This is a genomic window from Dyadobacter diqingensis, from assembly GCF_024220585.1.
In the GTDB taxonomy this organism is placed as follows: domain Bacteria; phylum Bacteroidota; class Bacteroidia; order Cytophagales; family Spirosomataceae; genus Dyadobacter; species Dyadobacter diqingensis.
Genome location: NZ_JAMXKF010000003.1, coordinates 331720 through 352709, shown reverse-complemented (window position 1 = coordinate 352709; position 20990 = coordinate 331720). Strand labels below are relative to the sequence as shown.

The window sequence follows — 20990 nt, the reverse complement described above, 5'->3', positions numbered from 1 at the left end:
GTATCTACTTTAAGAATGTCTGGTGTTTGGACCACAATAATTATTTACCTTTGCAATGTTTTTGGTGCCAGAAGTTGCTTCGAATCAACCTTATGGCTTAAAAGGGAATCCCGCGAAAAACGGGAGCTGTCCCCGCAACTGTGAGTCTTATACCAACATTGATCTCAATCTGCAATGCCACTGTCACAAACGGGAAGGCACAAGATCAACAAGACGAGCCAGGAGACCTGCCAGAAATAATTCAACGTTTTGATTTTCGGAGGAAAAGTCATTTAATCGTTTCGGCTATGGTTAATTTATTCTTTCAAGGTGCTTAACAGACAACTCTTTTTTTGTCTGATCACCGGACTTTCTGTATTTCTTGCTGCTGCTGAAAAGGTCGTTGCTCAGAAGGATTCCGTCCATCTGGAACCGATCACAGTCTACGGTTTCGCACCGGAAAGATTTATGAGCGGGCTCAAAATCCAGAAAGTAGATTCGGTGACAATGGAACAATTTCGTTTCCGGAACATCACGGATTTGCTTTCTTTAAACACACCCATACTTTTAAAAAATTACGGCCCCGGCCAGCTGGCAACCGTGGCATTTCGCGGGACTTCGGCCAACCATACGGCTGTACTTTGGAATGGATTAAACATTAACCTGCCAACGCTCGGACAAACGGATTTTTCGACAATCCCGGTGGCAGGTTTCGATCAGCTTTCTGTTCAGTATGGTTCCTCGGCGAGCGTTGTCGGAACCGATGCGGTCGGCGGGAGTATTATACTGGGAAGTTCAAAACCGCAGGCAGGTTTGCAGGTAATGATCGGTCGGCAACAGGAAAGTTTCCGCAACAACCAGACTCTGGCAACCTTAAAATATGGCACCAGTCTCAACAGTCAATGGAGCTTTTCGGGAAAAACGGCAGTGTATGACGGCCGAATGAATAATGATTACCGCGAGACGCTTCGGCGTGGCATTGAAATTATTCGTTCGAAAACATTTCAGAAAGGCCTGGTACAGGATCTCTTTTTTACCAGTAAAAAACATGAATTGTCGGCGCACGTCTGGCTGACAGAAAATACTTTGACCACCAATCCCCAAAACCTGGCGGGCCGGGAACTTACCAGAATCAAGTCGTCCAGAACCATGCTCCGCTATCAGTTTGAGGATTGGGTTGTGCGGACTTCGTGGGTCCGGGATGTGATTGATTATGCCGTTGGCGATTATTCCAAGCTGGATCACGCAGTTACGGACCGCCTGGGAATTCGGGGAGAGCGTACATTGGAATGGAAAGTTGGCTCATCCGGCAGCAGTATTCAGGTTCAGACCGGCGGTGAATTCACGCACTATAAAACGCAGGTGGAAAACTACCAGCGCCCCGTGATCACTGAAAACCGCGGAGATTTATTTGTATTAACCCGCTGGCAAATTTCCCCAAGGTTATTAACCTCCGTAAATCTGCGACAGGCATTTGTAACGGGTTATAATCCGCCATTTACGCCTTCCTTTGGTGTCGAGTATCGTTTGGTTCAGGACAAACCCTATACAATTAAATTAAGAGGATCGGTTGGCAGAAGCTACCGTGTACCGACGCTGAATGAGCGGTATTGGAAGATTCTGGGAAATCCGGATATCAAACCGGAAAGCGGGTTTAACAAAGAAATCGGAGCAGAGAGTGTTTATCGTCTGAATAAAATTCATTCGTTCACTGGTAATATCAGCGTTTATCATAACAAAATTGATAACTGGACTTACTGGAATCCCGCTAATAACTTCAACGTTGAAAATCTCCAGATGGTCATTGCAAGCGGTGCTGAACTGCAACTGGGCTGGAAGGGTAATTGGGAATACTGGAAGTTTGGAAGCAATATCAATTATGCGCTTACCAAGACATCGCAGGAAAAAGTATACGACGCTTACGCCGTGGACGTTGTTGGAAAACAGCTGCCGCACATTCCGGTTCACTCCGGCAATATCACTATGTTTGCCGGATACAAATGGTTTCGTATCACCAAACAGTTTCAGGCTGTCTCCAAACGGTATACAACGGCTGACCATATTCAATCAACCGATGGATATGTGTTGGGAAATCTGATTCTGGAATCAAATTTCAGCTGGTCTTTTGCCAATGCTTCTTTACAGGGCAGAATCAACAATATTTACGATACTTTTTACCAAACCATTAACGGAAATTCCATGCCCGGACGTAGTTTTGCCATCAGCCTGGTACTATCGGCCAAAACGCCGGAAAAGTAAGACAGGGAATCCTGCGCGGATTAATCCATTAAGACCAATAACGCTAACAAAATCACTTTCAATCGATTATTTTAATACCGTAACAATGAGAAAACCACTAACAAGAATTTTAACCGTAACACTTATAGCTGCGATCGCATGGTCATGTAATCAAAGTGATCCTGCGCCGAAGGGTACTTATGTACAGGGCGTGTTTGTAGGAAATGAAGGAAATTATTCACAGAACAACGGAAGTATTTCTTTCTTGTCACGAGAAAAAAACATTGCCGACATCGACGTATTTTCCCTTGTCAATGGCAGTAATTTTAAAGGAGGTGTTCAGGGTTATGCTGTGGCTGGTGACCACGGATTAATTCTGGTCGACAATTCGAACCCCGGTTCGGATAAAATCGAAATTGTAACCGCCAATACTTTCGTAACCGAAGGATCAATCGGTGCACCGGATATTGAAAATCCGCGGGAGGTAATTTCGGTTGGTGGCACCAAGGCTTATATTACCAACTGGGGTACGCTTAATTCGGATTACAGTTATCCTGTTGGTTATGTTGCCGTGGTAGACCTGGCCACCAAAAAGGTTACTAAAAAAATCAATACGGATAAGGGGCCTGAAAATCTGGTTTTATACAAAGACAAAGTTTTTGTCGGCGACTACCCATTCAGTGGCGGAAGAAATCTCTCGGTGATCAGCACCACCACCGATGCTGTAACCAAAACCATTACATTCAAATCAGAACCGAACCCGATTGGAATTGATATCAATAATAAATTATGGGTGCAGGCAGGCCTAGAGTTATTCAGACTTAATGCCGATACCTATGAAATTGAAACGACTTTGTCGATAAGCAACAACAAGGCTAAAACGGCAGGCCATTTTGCCATGGCCCCCGATCTTAAAACGATATATTTTGTGCTTTCCTACGATTACGAAGCACATGGTGAAACTTACAAATTCTCCATTACCGATACGCAGGTAAACATCACAACACCTTTTGCAAAGAGAGTTTTTTCCGGATTGGCCGTAGATCCTCTGCAAGGTTTGATTTATGCCGGTGTGGCGCCAAGTTATACACAATCCGGTTACACACTTCGTCTCCGTTCGGACGGAACCCTGGTTGATTCGGTGAAAGTAGGTATTGCTCCGACCAGTTTTTATTTCAGATAGTTCAGGCAAAAAAAAGAGAAGTCAAGTTTTGAAAACTTGACTTCTCTGAATTACTTCGCTAAGCTTGATTATTTATTCTATCACTTAAAAAATCCCTGAGGATCAGGAAGTTTAGCTTTAAGTAATTCTATAAATTCAAAATTGATCTGGTTAAAATCCAGCATTCGCCCCTTATGCAGGTGCTCCCAGGATTTCTCCGGCTCATTTCGGTTGTAATGCACCAACGCCAGATTGTACTGCCCCAAAGCATACGTGGAGTCAAGCGCCACCGCATCTTCAAGTAATTTAAATGCCTCATCCAGTTCCTCCTGCCGCTTGTTAATGGCATAAAGTTTCAGATCTACCGTGGAAAGGTCCACCAGTAAAGGCACATTATTTGACTGAATACTCACTCCGCGACTTAACATCCGCTTGGCATCGACCCAATTTTCTTTTTGGTAACAAACAACACCAAGTCCCCAGTAAGCCTCTACATTTTTATCATTTAATAAATTGGCCAGATTAAAACGGTAGCACGCCGTGTCCAGAGATCCTTCCTGAAGATATTCCCAGGCACGCGCTGAAAAAAAACTACTTGCTTCAATTCTGCTGCTAAAAGATTTATCGCAATCACTCAGAAAGCGTATCTCTTCATCGATCTGTTCGGAGTTTTTACTTTGTTCTCCAAACAGTGGTAACACACGTTTCTCTTTTAATTCAAGCGGTCGTCTCTGTGAGATATTGGTATCAGACATCGGTGCCGCGCTTGCCAAATGTTTCTCCTGAGCTAACCCAAGAGCAGGGATTAAAAGAGCAAACCAAATAACAACGGATTCTTTCATAAATTAAAAAATAGAGAAACAGGTTTTTCTATTGTCCAAGTTAAACGGAAATATTGGATATCGTATTGTATTATTTGCGTTTAGTTCGCTTTGTAGCAGTTCTTCGACGGCCCGTGTCTTTGGTCTTCGACGTAGTTTTAGCTTTGAACAGATGCGCATTCTTTTTTTCATGAAATGCCCCCAAAAAGGTGGGATCTTCCTTCCTTTTCTGGTTATCAATTTCACGAAGCATCATCTGCCGCTCATCTACTGGTGTCTTGGCAATTTCCAGTTCGTCGGGAAGTTCTTCGCGCGGAATTTCCATACGGATCATCTTCTCGATTTTCGCGATGTGATATTCATCGGCGATGGTCATAAAGGTTATCGCCTGGCCTACGGTATTGGCACGTCCCGTCCTTCCGATCCTGTGCACGTAATCTTCGTAGATCAGCGGCACATCAAAGTTGATCACGTGGCTCACTTCGGTAATGTCGATACCTCTGGCCACCACATCCGTTGCTACCATAACACGCACCGAACCTTCCCGAAACGCGTCCATCGCGTTGGTCCGGGTGTTCTGGCCTTTGTTGGCATGAATCACGCGAAGCTCATTTTCCTTCACGACCGTATTCAGCAGATAACCATGCACCTGACCAGCCACCTCCCGGCTTCTTGTAAAAATAAGGACCCGGTTAAACGTTTCCTCATCTTTCAGCAGGTACGTAAGCAAATTGATTTTCGTGCGGAAGTTCGGCAGTTCGTAAAGCACCTGGGTAACCCGCTCGGCTGTTGTTGCCTGCGGTGTCACTTCAATTCTGGTAGGATATTCGAGAAACTCAAAAGAAAGACGCTCAACCTTATCCGAGAAAGTTGCCGAGAAAAGCATATTCTGCCGTTTGCGGGGAAGAATTTCCAAAAACCTGCGGATCTGAGGCATGAAACCCATATCCATCATTTTATCGGCTTCATCCAGAATCATGACGTTGATATATTTCACAACGATTTCCTCTTTCAGATACAAATCCATAAACCGGCCCGGTGTAGCTACAATAATATCTACCCCTTTCCGGATAGCATCAATCTGCGCTTTCGGCCCAATTCCGCCAAAAAGCACAACCGTACGCATGTCGGTATATTTACTAAGCTGAATAATAGCCTCGGATATCTGCATGGCGAGCTCCCGCGTCGGGGCCAGAATTAAGGCACGCGGATGCTCTCCCTGCGCATACTTGATACGCATGAGTAAAGGCAATGTGTAAGCGGCGGTTTTACCGGTTCCTGTCTGCGCGATCCCTAAAATATCCTGTCCGGCAAGCGCCAAAGGTATTGCCTGTTCCTGTATTGGTGTAGGCTCCGCGTAGCCTGCTTCTTCAATGGCATTGAGTAATTGACGGTTAAGCTTGAATAGCTCAAATTTATTTTGCGTAGTTTGCATCGCGCAAAGGTACGAAAACAAAAATGAGCTTCCATAACTTACGCCTTTATAGCTTCATCAACCATCGCGACAGAACCTACGTAAATAGGTGAACGCTGGTGAAAATCGGAAGGGACAATATCCAGAATCTCCCGGAAACCATCACTTGCCCTGCCACCTGATTTCTCCGCAATAAATGCCAGCGGATAACATTCATAAAGCAGGCGCAGCTTTCCTTTCGGGTCTTTTTTAGTAGACGGATACAAATAAATACCGCCTTTCAGCAGATTCCGGTGAAAATCTCCAACCAGCGACCCGATGTACCGGGCACTGTAAGATTTTCTCTTGCAGTCGGTTATATAATTTTGTGTCGACGCCGGATAGCTGTTGTAATTCCCTTCGTTGACGGAATAGATAACCCCGTTAACCGGAGAAATAATATTTTTATGTGATAGAATAAATTCGCCCAGCGAATGATCATAGGTAAAGCCATTTACCCCGTCACCGGTGGAATACACCAGCATGGTCGAAGAGCCGTAAAGAATGTACCCAGCGGCTACCTGCTTGCGACCACCCTGTAAAAAATCGTCGATGGTAGCAGGAGAATCAATGGGAGTGACACGTCGGTAGATAGAAAAAATAGTCCCGATCGAAACATTGACGTCAATGTTGGAAGAGCCATCCAGCGGATCCATAGCCACTACATATTTTCCATGATCGTTGCCGGTATGAATAATATCCTCATCCTCCTCGGAAAGAATGGCACACACCTCTCCCCCGTTTTTCAGGGCACGGATAAATCGGATATTGGCAATAATATCCAGCTTCTGCTGATTTTCACCCTGCACATTTTCTGTCCCGTTCGCTCCGGTCACATCAATGAGCCCTGCCTTATTCACTTCACGGTTGATGATTTTACCCGCGAGCGCAATATCCCGCAGCAACTGTGACAGCTCTCCCGTTGCATAAGGAAAGGCACTCTGACTGTGCATAATAAACCGGTCCAGTGTAACACCCACTGGCAAAGCCAGTTCCTGAGCAGTTTTTGACTCCATAACACCCATTTTTCTAAAATATGAACAAGTTATCAATATATCAATTCACCATCTGATGTATCAAATTTCAAACACTTTTCGGAAAAATCAGCAGGTTATGCAATATATTTTTTAAGTAGAAAATTACCTATATACGTCATTCAGGGTGAATGAATTAATCGCTCGTCACGCGACATTCATGAATAAAATACACATATATTTTTATCCCAAACTTGTTCTATTTTTACACGTTAAAAAATATCATATCCTACCTGAACCCATGTATCAATTACTTTTTATCGTTTTATCACTATTCAAATTCCCATTTTCAGAAAGTGCAGCTGCTGAAAATAAATTAACAACCACAAAGGATTCCAGCCAGATCAATGTCCCGATTGGGGGTAATTCCTGGGTAACTAAGGGAAAAACTGAAAAAATTTCCGAAGCAGGTTTAACACAGTGGACGAGCCCGGAAGCGCTTTCGCAGACCTATATCAAATTTGCGAAAACCGGTAAGGTCAGCATTTCGCTAAAAGCCTCTGTCCCGGCAGGAAAAAGCAAAATCCGTGTTTCTTTTTTAAATAAATCAAAAGAAATAGAAATAACGGGCCCTGAAAAAGTTTACGATCTGGGCATCTGGGACGTTGAAAAAACCGGTTATCTGCAACTCACTTTGCAGGGGATTTCCAAATCAGGTAAAGAATTTGCCGAGCTGAATGAATGGATTTTATCAGGCGACGCAGCAAGTGAAACTGCGTTCGTTAAAAACAATCAGGATAATTTTTTCTATTGGGGAAGGCGCGGACCATCGGTTCACCTCAATTATCCGCTCCCCGCTGATGAAGACATCGAATGGTTTTATAACGAGGTAAAAGTCCCGGAAAAAGAGGACGTGACAGGTTCTTATTTTATGGCAAACGGCTTTGGCGAGGGTTATTTTGGCATGCAGGTTAACTCGCCCACCGAACGCCGGATTCTCTTTTCGGTATGGAGCCCTTTTCACACGGATGACCCTAAATCGATCCCAAAAGACAAACAGATTATGATGCTAAAAAAGGGTGCTGACGTTCATACGGGTGAATTTGGCAATGAAGGTTCGGGCGGCCAGAGTTATTTGAAATACAACTGGAAGGCGGGCAATACCTATAAATTTCTGTTACAGGGAAAACCGTCCGGCGACAGCACCACCACTTACACGGCCTACTTTTTCGCGCCGGAAGAGGGTCAGTGGAAACTTATTGCCAGTTTCAAGCGTCCGAAGACCCATACGTATCTTAAAAAGTTTCATTCCTTTTTGGAGAATTTCATACCCGAAACAGGTGACAAAGGCCGGATGGTTTATTTTGGGAATCAATGGGTCGGGAATACCGCCGGGAAATGGACTGAGCTGAATCAGGCAAAATTTACAGCAGACGCCACGGCCAGAAAGGGTTATCGTCTTGACTACGCCGGAGGCAGGGAGAATAATTATTTCTTCTTAAAAAATTGCGGTTTTTTCAACGAACTGACAACGATCAACGAAATATTTATCCGGGAACGATCCGGGCAAATGCCAAATATTGACTTTAATCTTTTACCCTGATTAATGAACCTGTTTGAAGCGCTCCGGGCCAATGGCTTTCAGACAACGACTGAAAGTCGCGCCTGTAGTGCCCAGATAGGTAGCAATGTAATGATCGGGAATGCGCCGGAAAACGGACGAAGGATGATTGATATAATATTCAATCCGCTGCTCCACGGATAAGTATTTAAAAACTTTCACCTTGTCTGTGAAATTGACCAGATGCTGTTCGAGCAATTTTACAGCCAGGCCGGCCATATGCACATCCTCCTCGATCAGCTTCCGGTAAACATCGTAAGAAATCGAATAAACCGTTGTGTCTTCCAGCGTTTCTAAAACTTCTTTGGATAGTTTCTGCAAAAAGAAACTTTCTGCGATGCAGACGACATCACCATCCGAAACCAGCAGCGACGTAATATCCTCAGAACCTCTGAGATAATAAGTCCGCATCACACCCTTCTGGATAAAATAAAGGGAAGGACTTACCTGTCCAAGATCGACCAAAACCCGGCCTTTGGGAATGGTAAAAGACCCGAAATTTTCCTGAATCCGCTCCATTACCGAAGGTGTCAGATTGAACTTCGATGCCTCCAGCATGTTCTGCAAGGGTTTAAAGCTTTCCATTATCTCATAAATCAGCGGTGAGTTTACCAGTTGTTGTCCTGCTGCAAGTCAAAATCTTGTCGTAGAACAACTTGAATCCTTGTCATAGAACAAGATATAGATTTATATGATAGAACTTACTTTGTATTGAATAAAAATAATACTCACCAACAAAGTAGACCATGAACAGATTTATATCCAAAATGATATTAATGGCCGCCGTCACATACCCATGCCTGGCTCAGGATAAAGGCAGGAGTGAAATTTCAGCGAGCTATTCCATTCTGCCCTCCGAGAACACGTTCGGAAATATCTGGCTCGGATTTTCAGACAAAGGTCCCCATGGAAACCGGGACCTGACCCTCCGCCGGGGAGCTTTTTTTGCTGGCTATAAATACTTCGTCACGGATCGAATTGCTGTCGGGGCAGCTACGGGTTTTAACGGCCATGCCCATGAAAGCAACTTTCGGTATACGGATTTCACCGGGCTTGAAGCGCAAACTTTGACCGTGGCGGGCGAAGTAACATGGATCTATTTAAAAAGGCCGGCAATTAAACTTTACGCAACGGCCGGACTTGGGTTTTATACCATGCGCGCCTCGGTAGACAGTTATCATTCAGCGACCACCACCAATGGAGCCACTGCGCAGATAACACCTATCGGCATTCGATTTGGAAAAAAGCTAGGCGTATTTACAGAGCTGGGTTACGGGTATAAGGGCATACTGAATACCGGGTTTAGTATTAAATTTTAAATACACAACCATGATACGAAATCTGATTACGAGTACGGTACTGATTTTGGCAGCACTTGATGTTCCGGCACAAACAACCGGTAAACATGAAATACAGATTGGGGTGGGATTGCATTCCGATGAAGCCGTGATACCTCATATGTTGGAAAATTTTGTCAATGTACTTTTTGGGTGGTCACCCACGAGTATTGAGCCTAAAACTTTTCTGAATATTTCATACAGATACAGGCTTAAACCCAAATTCTCGCTAGGCGTTACAACCGGTTATAGAAGTCGTACTTATGACAAAAAACACGATAGAAGCGGCAGGTACGGCTATAAAAGCAAATCGGCTGTGATGGCCTTTGAGTGTGTCTTCCACCATTATCACAAACCCAATATAGCAGTATACAGCCTCGCCGGCCTTGGAAGTTATTTCAAAGAGGAGCGATCCATTTTGTATCCGGATGAGACCTATTCCGATGCGGCTATGACTTTTCAGGCAACTCCGTTGGGTATAAGGTTCGGTAAAACAGTAGGCGTATTTGCAGAACTGGGATATGGATATAAAGGAATATTGAATTTTGGAATCAGCGGTAAATTCTGATCAACAGGATTTCCATTTTTAATCCGGAAGGGTTAATTATCCAACATAACAGCTAACCCTTCCGGAAAAATTTTTTATTTCTATAATCAACCTAAACGAACCAGTGCCTCTTTCAGCGTGACAATCTTCGCTTCTGCGTCAGCCAGTTTTTGTCTTTCTTTCTCGACAACATCCGCATTCGCATTCTGTACAAAACGTTCGTTCGAGAGTTTTTTAGCAACCGAATTCAGGAAGCCCTGCGTGTATTCCAGTTCTTTTTGCAGGTTTTCACGCTCTGCCTCAACGTCAATTTCTCCTTCCAGATTGATAAAGAATTCGTCAGAACGGATCAGGAATGACATACCCGGTGCCTGTTCGGTCACGAAATTAATTTTGGCCACGTTGGCAAGTTTTCTCACCAAGGCTTCCAGTCCCTTATAAAGCTCCGGCTGATCACTTTTCACCGCCAAAGGAAGTTCTACTTTCGGACTGATATTTTTGGTATTTCTCAAATTCCGAACGGCAGATATCAGCTCAAACAGAACTTCAAAATTTGCCAGCAAGTTGTTGTCCACCGCGCCAACCGTCGGGAATTCGGCCACACAAATACTTTCCTTTTCCTGACGCTCACGAATATTCTGCCAGATTTCTTCTGTGATAAACGGCATGAAAGGATGCGCCAGACGCATCAGCTTGTCAAAAAATTCAAGCGTTGCTTCAAATGTTTTTGCATCGATCGGCTGTTCAAAGCCAGGCTTGATCATTTCCAGATACTGCGCACAGAAATCATCCCAGATCAGTTTGTAAACCACATTCAGGGAATCTGATATACGGAATTTGGTAAAATGATCCTGAACTTCGGCCAGCGTCTGGTTGAGTTTGCTTTCAAACCAGTTAACGGCAAGGGCTGAACCTTCCGGTGTCGTTAACGAAGTATCTACGCTCCATCCCTTTACAAGACGGAATGCATTCCAGATTTTATTACAGAAATTCCGTCCCTGCTCAATCAGTTTTTCATCATAAGGCAAATCATTACCCGCCGGCGAGCTGAAAAGCATACCCGTACGAATTCCATCCGCACCATATTTCTCAATCAGGTCAATCGGATCCGGAGAATTACCCAACGATTTCGACATTTTCCGTCCCTGTTTATCACGAACGATACCCGTCAGATATACATTCTTGAACGGATAAGTGCCTCTGTATTCATAACCGGCAATGATCATACGTGCCACCCAGAAAAACAGAATTTCAGGAGCCGTTACAAGGTCATTGGTCGGATAGTAATAATTAACTTCTTCATTATCCGGATTTTTTATTCCGTTGAAAACCGAAATCGGCCACAACCACGAAGAAAACCACGTATCCAGTACGTCGTCATCCTGCGTAAGATCTTCCTCTGTCAAAGCAAAAAGCTGATACTCATGCTGCGCGATGTGCAAAGCTTCGTTTTTACTTTTGGCAACAATCACCGTGCCATCCTGTAAATAATAGGCCGGGATCCGGTGTCCCCACCAAAGCTGACGGCTGATATTCCAGTCGCGCACGTTTTCCATCCAGTGACGGTACGTATTTTTGAATTTTGGCGGAATAAGCTGGATCGTATCATTCATGACATTTTCCAGAGCAGGCTCGCTCAACCGGCTCATTTTCAAAAACCACTGTTCCGAAATTCTCGGCTCAATCACAGCGTTCGTACGCTCCGAATGCCCCACATTCGATTTATATTCTTCGCTTTTTACCAGATTTCCTGACTCTTCAAGCAACTTGATGATCTTCTTACGGGCAACGAAACGGTCCTCTCCAACCAGAATCTGTGCTTTTTCACTCAGCGTTCCATCCTCATTCAAAAGATCGATGATCGCCAGGTTGTGTTTTTTACCCAGTTCATAGTCATTGGTATCATGTGCCGGCGTCACTTTCAGCGCACCCGTACCAAACTCCATTTCCACATATTCGTCCGCAATGACGGTAATGGCACGATTAATCAACGGGATATTTACCTGTTTTCCGATCAGATTCTGATAACGTTCATCATTCGGGTTCACACAGATCGCCGCATCGGCCATGATGGTTTCCGGACGGGTTGTCGCGATAACCACACCTTCTCCTTCTGCGCCGCCAACAAGGTCGTAACGGATATAAACCAGTTTCTGGTTAACTTCCTTTGTAATTACCTCCTCATCAGAAACCGTTGTACGTGCCTGCGGATCCCAGTTTACCATACGGTGACCGCGGTAGATATCCCCTTTTTTGTACAGGTCAATAAATACGTCGATAACGGAATCGTAAAGATCCGGATCCATCGTAAAGCTGGTACGGTCCCAGTCGCAGGAAGCACCCAGTTTACGCAACTGCTGCAAAATGATACCGCCATATTTATGCGTCCATTCCCAGCAATATTCCAGGAATTCGTCACGGGAAAGATCACGTTTGTTGATGCCACGCTCTTTTAACATCGCCACCACCTTGGCTTCTGTCGCGATGGAAGCATGATCCGTTCCGGGCACCCAGCAAGCCTCCTTACCCTCCATCCGCGCTTTACGGATCAGAATATCCTGAATGGTATTGTTCAACATATGCCCCATGTGCAACACGCCTGTCACATTAGGTGGCGGTATCACGATGGTATAAGGTTCCTTATCAGTATTTGGCTTGGAATTAAAATATTTGTTTTCGATCCAGTAGCTATACCATTTATCTTCTATCTCTTGCGGCGCGTAGGTTTTGGAGATCATTCTTTTTGTAAAATATGGGCGTTGATAACAATTGCAGTCTTAAAAAGATGGCAAGTTATCACTTGAAACCGATATTTTCACGTGAATGTTAGGAGATTAATGCTTGCCGGGACAATTTTTATGCTTCCGAAGGAGCAATCGGCAGCCAGATTTTAAAAGTACTTCCATGCCCCGGCCGGCTCTGCACCTGCACAGTTCCTTCGTGAGCTTCCACCATTTTTTTTACATAACTCAGGCCAAGACCAAAACCTTTTACGTCATGGACATTGCCGGTTGGCACCCGGTAAAATGTGTCAAAAATGCGTAGCAATTGTTCCTTGCTCATGCCCAGGCCATGATCCGCGATGGAAATGGAAACACCATTATTTTCATTTTCCGTTCTGACCGTCAGATGAAGTTTATCAGGAGAATATTTGATCGCGTTATCAACCAGGTTATTGAGCACATTGGCAATATGCACTTCATCACAGGAAATCATTTCGTGAACGGCCTCAAATTCCAGGTCCAGCTCTCCTTCCTTCTGTTCAATCTGCACACTCTGGCTGTTCAGTACTTTTTCAATCAGATTATGGATATTGGCTTCGCTGCGTTTCAGTTTCACATGTCCTTTATCCAAAAGGGCCATTTGCAAAACTTTCTCAACATGGGTGCCAAGCCGTTTATTTTCTTCCCTGATAATGCCCAGATAACGTGTCATTCGGGGTGAAACCTCAGTCCCGGATGAGCGCGAATTCTCCTGCGCCATTTCCGCTGCCAGGGCAATGGTAGAAATCGGCGTTTTGAATTCATGGGTCATGTTGTTGATAAAGTCGTTTTTGATATCAGAAAGCTTTTTCTGATGCAGGATTGTGGAAACGGCCATGTAAAAACAGGCCATGATCACAACGATCAGAATCCCCGAACCACCGAACATCACACCCATGTTGCTCAAAATATATTTCTGCTGATCGGGGAAAAAGACATAAAGCAGGTTATTGCCCTGCAACGTTTCGTTCGGGAAAAGCGAGGCTTTGTAGGATCGCTGCTGCCATTCGTTTGATTTCAGGCTCGCCGTTGAAAAAATCATCCCATTATTAACATTACCCTGCACCGCAAATTCATAAGGCAAAGTAATCCCGTTTTCCGTCAGCTCTTTTCTCAGCAATGTATCCAGCAAAAACCGGTTCACACGCTCCTGAATAGGCCTTTTGGTATACATCAGATCCTTCATAACCTCACGCAAAAGATCGGCCCGGTCGAGATCCTTTGCTTTTCCGTTGATAAGTGGTTTCGTGCCGGTCAACTTTCCGGATTTGTCGCCGCCCGGATAAGCTCTCCTGTATTCCGTCGCACGATTAAGAGAATCGCGCCTTCCCTGATTCCTTGCGCCATTTTTTTGATTTGGAAAAACCTCCTGAAAAGCATTGCCCAGTTTTCTTTCATCATCCATCCTTCTGCGCATAAACTCGTCCATGCCCTCCGCACCGAAACGCTGCGCCTGAAAAAACTCCTCGATAATTTGTTGCTGATGATCGACCATCACCCTGAAATTGGGGCTCAGCACATCTGACGGCGCCGCTTCGGCCAAAACCTGGTAATGTATTTCTTCTCCGTTCGGGCCGATAAAAACCTGAATGTTGGGTGGCGTTGAAGCCGCCGAGACGCGTTTTTTCTCGTTATGCTGCGAAGCCGTCCTCTTCACCGGCATCTCTCTAAGCTGCGTGATCCGGTTCAGTTTATCTTTTTGCTGTTCAGTTTCAATGCGTTGTTGCAGCAGGTACATCATTTCCTGTTTTTCCAGACGGTGCACCACTTCCTGTACCGACTCGGCTACTTTATTGTTGAACTGCTCATTCCGGATCGCGATGGCTTCACGGATCCAGTACCACTGAAAACCGATGAGGCCGATCAATGCCAGGCACATTAAACCAATAATTATCTGAATCTTCCGCTTCGTCATTGCTATTTAGATCTTCCTCGCAAAACTGTTCGTGCAACATTGTTCATGCAACATTGTTATTTTTCCTGCGACTTTATTCTGTTCAACAAATTTAGTGTATCCCGGATACCCGTTTCTCTTTTTAACAAAATTTAACAGCGTTTCAATTCAGGCAGGAGTTAAATTTGTAATCATCTCACAAACAAAACAATAGAACATCATGACGCCAAACATCCTATCCCGAATAGCCTTGTCTGCACTGGTCATCAGCGGGCTTTCTTTTGCAGAAAAAGCCGTGGCGCAGTCCGACAAGGAGCCGCAGAAAAAAACGACCGTCCGTATTAAAGTTATCGAAGATAAGGATGATAAAGCCAAAACGATCGAAAAGAAGTATGAACTTCCGGATATGTCTGACAGCGAGCGAGAAGATTTTGTCGACAAAGCACTGGATTCTCTGAAAGTCGATTCCAATGGAAAAAGCCAGGTGACCATAACGGTTGACGATGGAAACGGCAATAAAAACGAACAAAGACGCCGCATGAAAATTCATAAAAAATCGGGTGACGACGATGTTTTTGCATACAATTTTAACAAAGATTTCAATTTCGATGATTTGCGGAGTAAGACCCGAAACTTTGAAAGAGAGTTCAGGCCAAAAGCCAAGATCATGATGCGGGATATGGAAGATTTTGGAAACCGTGTCGGCGAACGCATGGGAGACTTCTGGAATAGTGAATCGGCCAAGGCTTCCACCGTCCGCGAATTATCGGCCTATCCGAATAATCCTGATAATGGCGTACTTAACCTGCGTTTCTTTGTTCCGCAAAAAGGTGACGTCAATATTATTATTTCCGATACAAAAGGTAAGGAAGTCGGACGCAAAGAAATCAAAGATTTCAGCGGAGATTTTGTCGGGCAAATTGACGTGAAGAAAAATATAAAAGGAACTCTGTTTGTGACAGTTACACAAAATGAAGATGGTGCCGTGAAGCGGGTTATTATCCCCTGATTTTTTGGCCTTTTTCGGGTTATTCCTCTTGATTAGTAATAATTAAGAGGATTTTTTATTGGAAAAAAACGAGACAATAGCGCCTACATGTATTAAGTAATTGTAAATTTGTGGCCAAATCATCATTTTGTCCAAAATTTGTTTCATTAAGCAACTATGCTGAATCTTATACTATTTGGTCCTCCGGGCGCCGGAAAAGGCACCCAAAGTGAGAAAATTATAGCAAAATACAAACTCATTCACCTTTCTACCGGCGACTTGCTTCGTTCTGAAATTCAGGGAGGTACCGAACTAGGGCTTAAAGCAAAAACCTTAATGGACCAGGGTTTATTGGTTCCTGATGAAGTTGTTATCGGGATGATCGATAACAAACTAAAGGAACACAAAGGCGCGCCGGGATTTATTTTTGATGGTTTTCCGAGAACAGTAGCGCAGTCCGAAGCATTGGATGCCCTATTGGCAACTTATGACGAAAGCATTTCTGTGATGGTGGCACTGGTTGTTGACGACAACGAGTTACTGGCCCGTTTGTTAAACAGAGGAAAAACTTCCGGCAGACCTGACGACCAGAATGAAGAGCTGATCAGCAAGCGCATTCAGGAATACAACAGCAAGACAAAACCTGTGGCGGATTATTACCAGGCACAAGGAAAATACATAGCAATCAATGGTATCGGTGAGATCGAAACGATTTTCGAAGGCATTACAGAGGCTATCGAGCAAGCATAATATCAATTTCAAAGAGGTGTGGAAAACGAGGTTTTTAGGGCCTGATTTCTGCACCTTTTTGCTGTAAATACACGAACGTAAATTACACTTCTCATTTTATCTTAACAACGGCAGCAGGGTATGGCATCTTCCAACTTTATAGATTACGTAAAAATAAATGTTCGTTCCGGTGCAGGTGGCGCGGGAGCATTACACTTTCGTCGTGAAAAACACGTCGAAAAAGGTGGTCCGGATGGTGGAGACGGAGGCCGTGGCGGTCACGTGATCCTGAAAGGCACTACACAGGTCTGGACACTTTTACATTTAAAATATACAAAACACATCCGCGCATTCGACGGCAAAGGTGGTGAAGGTGGAAGACGAAAAGGGGCTGACGGAAAGGATATTATCCTGGAAGTTCCGCTGGGAACCATTGCCCGTGACGTAGAAACCGGAGAGCAGTTGCTGGAAATAACAGAAGATGGACAGGAAGTGATATTGATGAAAGGCGGCAGAGGCGGAATGGGAAATGATCATTTCAAATCCTCCACAAATCAGACGCCTCAGCACGCACAACCGGGTGACCCTTCGGTGGAATCCTGGATTATCCTAGAATTGAAAGTATTGGCGGACGTCGGTCTGGTGGGTTTCCCGAATGCCGGAAAATCAACATTACTTTCTGTGGTTTCGGCAGCACGTCCTGAAATTGCGGATTATCCGTTCACGACGCTTGTTCCCAATCTTGGTGTCGTTGCCTATCGTAATTACAAGTCATTTGTAATGGCAGATATTCCGGGAATTATTGAGGGTGCCTCGCAAGGAAAAGGACTTGGTTTGCGTTTCCTTCGCCACATCGAAAGAAACTCGATCCTGCTGTTCATGGTCCCGGCAGACAGCGAAGACATTGAAGCCGAATACAATACACTTGTAAACGAACTTCAGCTTTACAATCCGTCGCTTTTGGACAAACACCGGCTTCTCGCAATTTCCAAAATGGATATGTTATTTGATGAGGAACGTGAAGAAATTGCAAAAAAACTACCAAAGGATATTTCCTGCACGTTCATTTCTTCGCTGACTCAGGAAGGGATTGATCAGCTGAAAGATAAAATCTGGGAGTTGCTCAACGAGGCTAATCCCGTTGAATAACAATTTCCCGTTAAATAAATTAAGAGATACATATTTTTAAAAACAACCATTTAGGCCCTTCTTTGCGTTCAAGAAGCCATAGCCATTGCGTTGTCCTGATTTCCATGAAGCCTAATTTATCGTTTTTCTGCACCACACTATTATTATGTCTGGGTTTACTTCCCGTTTTTGGACAAATAAATATTGACTATCCGGCCAACAGAGCCGTATTTCAACGTGACAAAGGCAACAATGCAACGGTTTATATCGCGGGCAGTTATACCAAGATTATCGACCGTGTGGAAGCCAGACTCAATGCGATAAACGGCGGCAACTCCACTAACTGGACAACCATTCAGTCCAATGTTCAGGGAGGGGTGTATTCAGGAAGCATTGACGCAACAGGCGGATGGTACGAACTTCAGGTTCGCGGATGGAACGGCGACCAGCTTGTGGGTTCAGCACAGGTATCAAAGGTCGGTATTGGTGAAGTTTTCCTGATCAGCGGGCAATCCAACGCACAGGGATATAAAAATTACGGTGGTCCCGGCGCAGGTGACGACCGTGTGAACTGCATAAGTTATTACAACGAAGGACAACCCAACAGTGATTTATCCGCACCGACTTTTTCCCATTTAGATGCAGATTCTTATATCGCACCACGCGGAAATTCAGCCTGGTCGTGGGGAAAACTGGGGGATTTGTTAGCAAACCGGTTTGGCGTCCCGATTTTATTTTACAACATCGGCTGGTATGGCTCGGCAGTGAAAAACTGGCGGGAAAGTATCAATGGTACAGCCTATTCGGTTTACAATGGAGAGGCTTTTTATCCAAACGGTGCACCTTATGGCAACCTTCGGTCTGTTCTTCAATATTATGTCCCTGTTACCGGCATCCGCGCTGTGTTATGGTTCCAGGGAGAAGCGGAAATAACTGACCAGAGCAGTTCAACGGCTTCTTACTTCAGTGATCTTTCCACTGTTATCCAGAGCTCACGTAACGAATCGGGCAAAAATCTGTCCTGGATGGTCAGCCTTACTTCTTACAGCAACGTCACAGGCGTAAACACCAAAGCGACGGCGGGACAAAAACAGGTAATTTCATCTGTACCAAATGTATTTGCAGGCCCCAATACGGATGCCGTGCAGGTTCCCCGTATTGACGGTGTTCACTTTCAGGGCGACGGTCTGGTTCAACTTGCAGAAGCATGGAGCGCCCAGATCAACGATGATTTTATGGCAAGGTCGGAGCCTTATAAGGCAGTAAGTCCTTTGAAACTATCGGCCTCCTGTGCCGGGAACAATAACCTGAAATTATCCGTAAATACAGATGGTTATTCGGCTTTCAACTGGACGAACGGACAAAATGCAAGCAGCATACAGGTTGGAAACGGAACCTACCGTGCCCGGGCGAGAGACGGCCATAACAACGTGATCTTTTCGCCTGAATTAAGAATTAACGAAAGCATACAGCCCGCACAGCCTATCCTCACACTTCAGGGTAGCAATCCGGTTTGTAAAGGAAACACCGCTACTTTAATTTCGAATACAACAGAAAATCTGAAATGGAATACGGGGCAGACGGCAGACAGAATAACCATCAGCACCGGCGGTGAATACTTTGTCACAACAAAAAATGCGTATGGCTGCGAAACCAGTTCTTCCCGCATCGCGATTGAAGTGCTGACTTCACCTTTGCCGGACAAACCCAGTATTGCCGTTACGGGAGCACTTACATTTTGTGATGGCGGTGCTGTCAGTCTGAAATCAAGTTCAATAGTGAAAAGTGCTTGGTCAAACGGCGCGACAGACGCGACCGTTTCCATCAAAACATCTGGCCAGTATACCGTGAAGGCAGTGGATAACTTCGGATGTTTCTCTCCTGACTCCGATCCTGTTACGGTAAAAGTTAACCCTTTGCCGGCCAAACCAGTCATTGGCCTCAGCCGGTCGCCTGTATTTTGTGAAGGCGAAAACGTAGTGTTTACATCCAGTTATGACAGCGGCAATATCTGGAATACAAATGCAACCTCAAAAACAATCACCATTACAACAACAGGTACATTCAGCCTGATGCAACGTGATGGAAATGGCTGTGAATCCACATCGGACCCCATCACGACCAAGGTTAACCCCTTGCCTCCAACCCCGACCATCAGCGCCCTTAGACCAACAACCTTCTGCGACCGCGACTACACGACTTTGCGCGGAAGCGAAACCTATGCATATCAATGGAGCAACGGCGGCACCAACCGCGACGTTGAGGTTCGGACTTCGGGCAACTATACGCTATCCGCAAAAGATGCCAACGGATGTTTGTCTGTTCCCTCAAGCGGGATCAGAGTGGTTGTCAACCCACTGCCTCCAAAGCCTGTTATTACCGCGAGCGGCCCTACAACTTTCTGTGCCGATGCAAGTATTAACCTGCAGTCGAACGATGCTGCAAAATATGTATGGAACACCGGAGCAGAAACGAAGGCGATCAACACCAACGTTTCAGGCGATTATTCCGTAAAAACCATCAACGAGTTCAGCTGTTATTCCGACCCGTCGGATGCGATAAGAATCAACGTATTAGCGTTACCTCCTGCCCCGCTTGTTCAGGCGCTTGGCCCTGTTTCATTCTGCGATGGAGATAAAGTGACGCTTAGTGCGTCAAACGGTGCGGCTTTCTTCTGGAATACGGGGGAGCAAAACAGTCTGCTTGAAGTTAGAAAGTCAGGTGATTACAAAGCCCGTGTTCAGGATAATCAGGGCTGTTTTTCTCCTTATTCAAAAGAAATTGTGGTGGATGTAAAACCACTGCCTTCCAAACCGATGATCAGGCAGGTAGGAACTTTCACTTTGATGGCCGAAAACAATATCAATGACGGAAACCACGTATGGCAGCTCAACGGCGCCAATCTTACCGAAAACGGAACCACATTGAAAGCAGTAAAGTCAGGGTCTTATGTGGTGAACAACACCGTTATTTACAGTCCGACGCTGACCTGTTTTTCTGACTTTTCGGAGCCCTTTATTTTTACCCTGGATACACAGGGCGGATCCCTTAGTGTTTATCCAAATCCAAGCTATACAGGGTCGTTTACAGTTGAAACAATTGAGGACCTTAAAGATGCCACAGTACAGGTTTTCGACCTGAGTGGCAGGCTGATAAGAACCTACACTTCGATAAGTTTTAATGAAAGAAGATTTATCGATTTGTCTTTACTGTCGAATGGAATGTATATCTTGTCAGTTCAGTCGGGGGATTTCAAAAAGACGAAAAAAATTAGTATAATCCAATAACATTTTAGTACCGAGTGCGCTTGCTCCTGACCAGTTTAGAGTTCCTTTTGTATAAAAATTGCATTCTCCA

General features: G+C 44.8%; 15 protein-coding genes and 1 riboswitch. Of the genes, 9 read left to right on the top strand and 6 right to left on the bottom strand.

Features of this window, described 5'->3' with window-relative positions; genetic code table 11:
- The first annotated feature begins 45 nt into the window (after positions 1-45).
- Positions 46-249, top strand: a riboswitch (cobalamin riboswitch).
- Positions 250-309: 60 nt separating this feature from the next.
- Together M1L62_RS10650 and M1L62_RS10645 are read left to right on the top strand one after the other, a co-directional pair.
- Positions 310-2238 carry a TonB-dependent receptor plug domain-containing protein gene (locus M1L62_RS10650; protein ID WP_254413020.1) on the top strand — a complete coding sequence of 643 codons (1929 nt, stop codon included), beginning with the start codon at positions 310-312 and terminating at the stop codon, positions 2236-2238.
- A gap of 85 nt (positions 2239-2323) precedes the next feature.
- The gene (locus M1L62_RS10645) at positions 2324-3400 is read left to right on the top strand and encodes a YncE family protein (protein WP_254413019.1); all 1077 of its coding nucleotides are present in this window, start codon (positions 2324-2326) and stop codon (positions 3398-3400) included.
- Positions 3401-3480: 80 nt separating this feature from the next.
- Here M1L62_RS10645 and M1L62_RS10640 read toward each other — a convergent pair whose 3' ends face one another.
- The 3 genes from M1L62_RS10640 to fbp all read right to left on the bottom strand — a co-directional run bounded on the left by M1L62_RS10640 (position 3481) and on the right by fbp (position 6669).
- Positions 3481-4221: a tetratricopeptide repeat protein gene (locus M1L62_RS10640; protein WP_254413018.1), complete on the bottom strand. Its 741-nt coding sequence runs from the start codon at positions 4219-4221 to the stop codon at positions 3481-3483.
- 70 nt (positions 4222-4291) lie between these two features.
- Positions 4292-5635, bottom strand: coding sequence for a DEAD/DEAH box helicase (locus M1L62_RS10635; RefSeq protein ID WP_254413017.1), 1344 nt, complete (start codon positions 5633-5635; stop codon positions 4292-4294).
- A gap of 38 nt (positions 5636-5673) precedes the next feature.
- Positions 5674-6669, bottom strand: a complete 996-nt coding sequence (gene fbp, locus M1L62_RS10630; protein ID WP_254413016.1) for a class 1 fructose-bisphosphatase — start codon at positions 6667-6669, stop codon at positions 5674-5676.
- A 259-nt stretch (positions 6670-6928) separates the two neighbouring features.
- Here fbp and M1L62_RS10625 point away from each other — a divergent pair, with 259 nt between their 5' ends.
- Positions 6929-8230 carry a DUF3472 domain-containing protein gene (locus tag M1L62_RS10625; protein WP_254413015.1) on the top strand — a complete coding sequence of 434 codons (1302 nt, stop codon included), beginning with the start codon at positions 6929-6931 and terminating at the stop codon, positions 8228-8230.
- On the opposite strand, the gene M1L62_RS10620 is transcribed toward M1L62_RS10625, so the two are convergent.
- Complete coding sequence (locus M1L62_RS10620) at positions 8231-8806, bottom strand: Crp/Fnr family transcriptional regulator (RefSeq protein ID WP_254413014.1); 576 nt, start codon at positions 8804-8806, stop codon at positions 8231-8233.
- 188 nt (positions 8807-8994) lie between these two features.
- Here M1L62_RS10620 and M1L62_RS10615 point away from each other — a divergent pair, with 188 nt between their 5' ends.
- Complete coding sequence (locus M1L62_RS10615; RefSeq protein WP_254413013.1) at positions 8995-9567, top strand: outer membrane beta-barrel protein; 573 nt, start codon at positions 8995-8997, stop codon at positions 9565-9567.
- A gap of 10 nt (positions 9568-9577) precedes the next feature.
- The gene (locus M1L62_RS10610; RefSeq protein ID WP_254413012.1) at positions 9578-10153 is read left to right on the top strand and encodes a hypothetical protein; all 576 of its coding nucleotides are present in this window, start codon (positions 9578-9580) and stop codon (positions 10151-10153) included.
- A gap of 86 nt (positions 10154-10239) precedes the next feature.
- Here M1L62_RS10610 and M1L62_RS10605 read toward each other — a convergent pair whose 3' ends face one another.
- On the bottom strand, positions 10240-12870 hold the full coding sequence (locus M1L62_RS10605; protein ID WP_254413011.1) for a valine--tRNA ligase: 2631 nt from the start codon (positions 12868-12870) through the stop codon (positions 10240-10242).
- A 118-nt stretch (positions 12871-12988) separates the two neighbouring features.
- Positions 12989-14809, bottom strand: a complete 1821-nt coding sequence (locus tag M1L62_RS10600) for a sensor histidine kinase (RefSeq protein WP_254413010.1) — start codon at positions 14807-14809, stop codon at positions 12989-12991.
- Positions 14810-15008: 199 nt separating this feature from the next.
- Here M1L62_RS10600 and M1L62_RS10595 point away from each other — a divergent pair, with 199 nt between their 5' ends.
- The 4 genes from M1L62_RS10595 (at position 15009) to M1L62_RS10580 (ending at position 20920) form a co-directional block, all read left to right on the top strand.
- Positions 15009-15797 carry a T9SS type A sorting domain-containing protein gene (locus M1L62_RS10595; RefSeq protein ID WP_254413009.1) on the top strand — a complete coding sequence of 263 codons (789 nt, stop codon included), beginning with the start codon at positions 15009-15011 and terminating at the stop codon, positions 15795-15797.
- A 156-nt stretch (positions 15798-15953) separates the two neighbouring features.
- Entirely contained in the window at positions 15954-16526 is a 573-nt protein-coding gene (locus tag M1L62_RS10590; protein ID WP_254413008.1) for an adenylate kinase, read from the top strand.
- A gap of 120 nt (positions 16527-16646) precedes the next feature.
- Positions 16647-17654, top strand: a complete 1008-nt coding sequence (gene obgE, locus M1L62_RS10585; protein ID WP_254413007.1) for a GTPase ObgE — start codon at positions 16647-16649, stop codon at positions 17652-17654.
- A 104-nt stretch (positions 17655-17758) separates the two neighbouring features.
- The gene (locus M1L62_RS10580) at positions 17759-20920 is read left to right on the top strand and encodes a T9SS type A sorting domain-containing protein (protein ID WP_254413006.1); all 3162 of its coding nucleotides are present in this window, start codon (positions 17759-17761) and stop codon (positions 20918-20920) included.
- Positions 20921-20990 lie beyond the last annotated feature (70 nt).

Bases quoted from the DNA above. Each gene is read 5' to 3' on its own strand.
- M1L62_RS10645 (WP_254413019.1), top strand. From the start codon at position 2,324: ATGAGAAAACCACTAACAAGAATTTTAACCGTAACACTTATAGCTGCG.
- M1L62_RS10640 (WP_254413018.1), bottom strand. From the start codon at position 4,221: ATGAAAGAATCCGTTGTTATTTGGTTTGCTCTTTTAATCCCTGCTCTT.
- M1L62_RS10635 (WP_254413017.1), bottom strand. From the start codon at position 5,635: ATGCAAACTACGCAAAATAAATTTGAGCTATTCAAGCTTAACCGTCAA.
- fbp (WP_254413016.1), bottom strand. From the start codon at position 6,669: ATGGAGTCAAAAACTGCTCAGGAACTGGCTTTGCCAGTGGGTGTTACA.
- M1L62_RS10625 (WP_254413015.1), top strand. From the start codon at position 6,929: ATGTATCAATTACTTTTTATCGTTTTATCACTATTCAAATTCCCATTT.
- M1L62_RS10620 (WP_254413014.1), bottom strand. From the start codon at position 8,806: ATGCTGGAGGCATCGAAGTTCAATCTGACACCTTCGGTAATGGAGCGG.
- M1L62_RS10615 (WP_254413013.1), top strand. From the start codon at position 8,995: ATGAACAGATTTATATCCAAAATGATATTAATGGCCGCCGTCACATAC.
- M1L62_RS10610 (WP_254413012.1), top strand. From the start codon at position 9,578: ATGATACGAAATCTGATTACGAGTACGGTACTGATTTTGGCAGCACTT.
- M1L62_RS10605 (WP_254413011.1), bottom strand. From the start codon at position 12,870: ATGATCTCCAAAACCTACGCGCCGCAAGAGATAGAAGATAAATGGTAT.
- M1L62_RS10600 (WP_254413010.1), bottom strand. From the start codon at position 14,809: ATGACGAAGCGGAAGATTCAGATAATTATTGGTTTAATGTGCCTGGCA.
- M1L62_RS10595 (WP_254413009.1), top strand. From the start codon at position 15,009: ATGACGCCAAACATCCTATCCCGAATAGCCTTGTCTGCACTGGTCATC.
- M1L62_RS10590 (WP_254413008.1), top strand. From the start codon at position 15,954: ATGCTGAATCTTATACTATTTGGTCCTCCGGGCGCCGGAAAAGGCACC.
- obgE (WP_254413007.1), top strand. From the start codon at position 16,647: ATGGCATCTTCCAACTTTATAGATTACGTAAAAATAAATGTTCGTTCC.
- M1L62_RS10580 (WP_254413006.1), top strand. From the start codon at position 17,759: ATGAAGCCTAATTTATCGTTTTTCTGCACCACACTATTATTATGTCTG.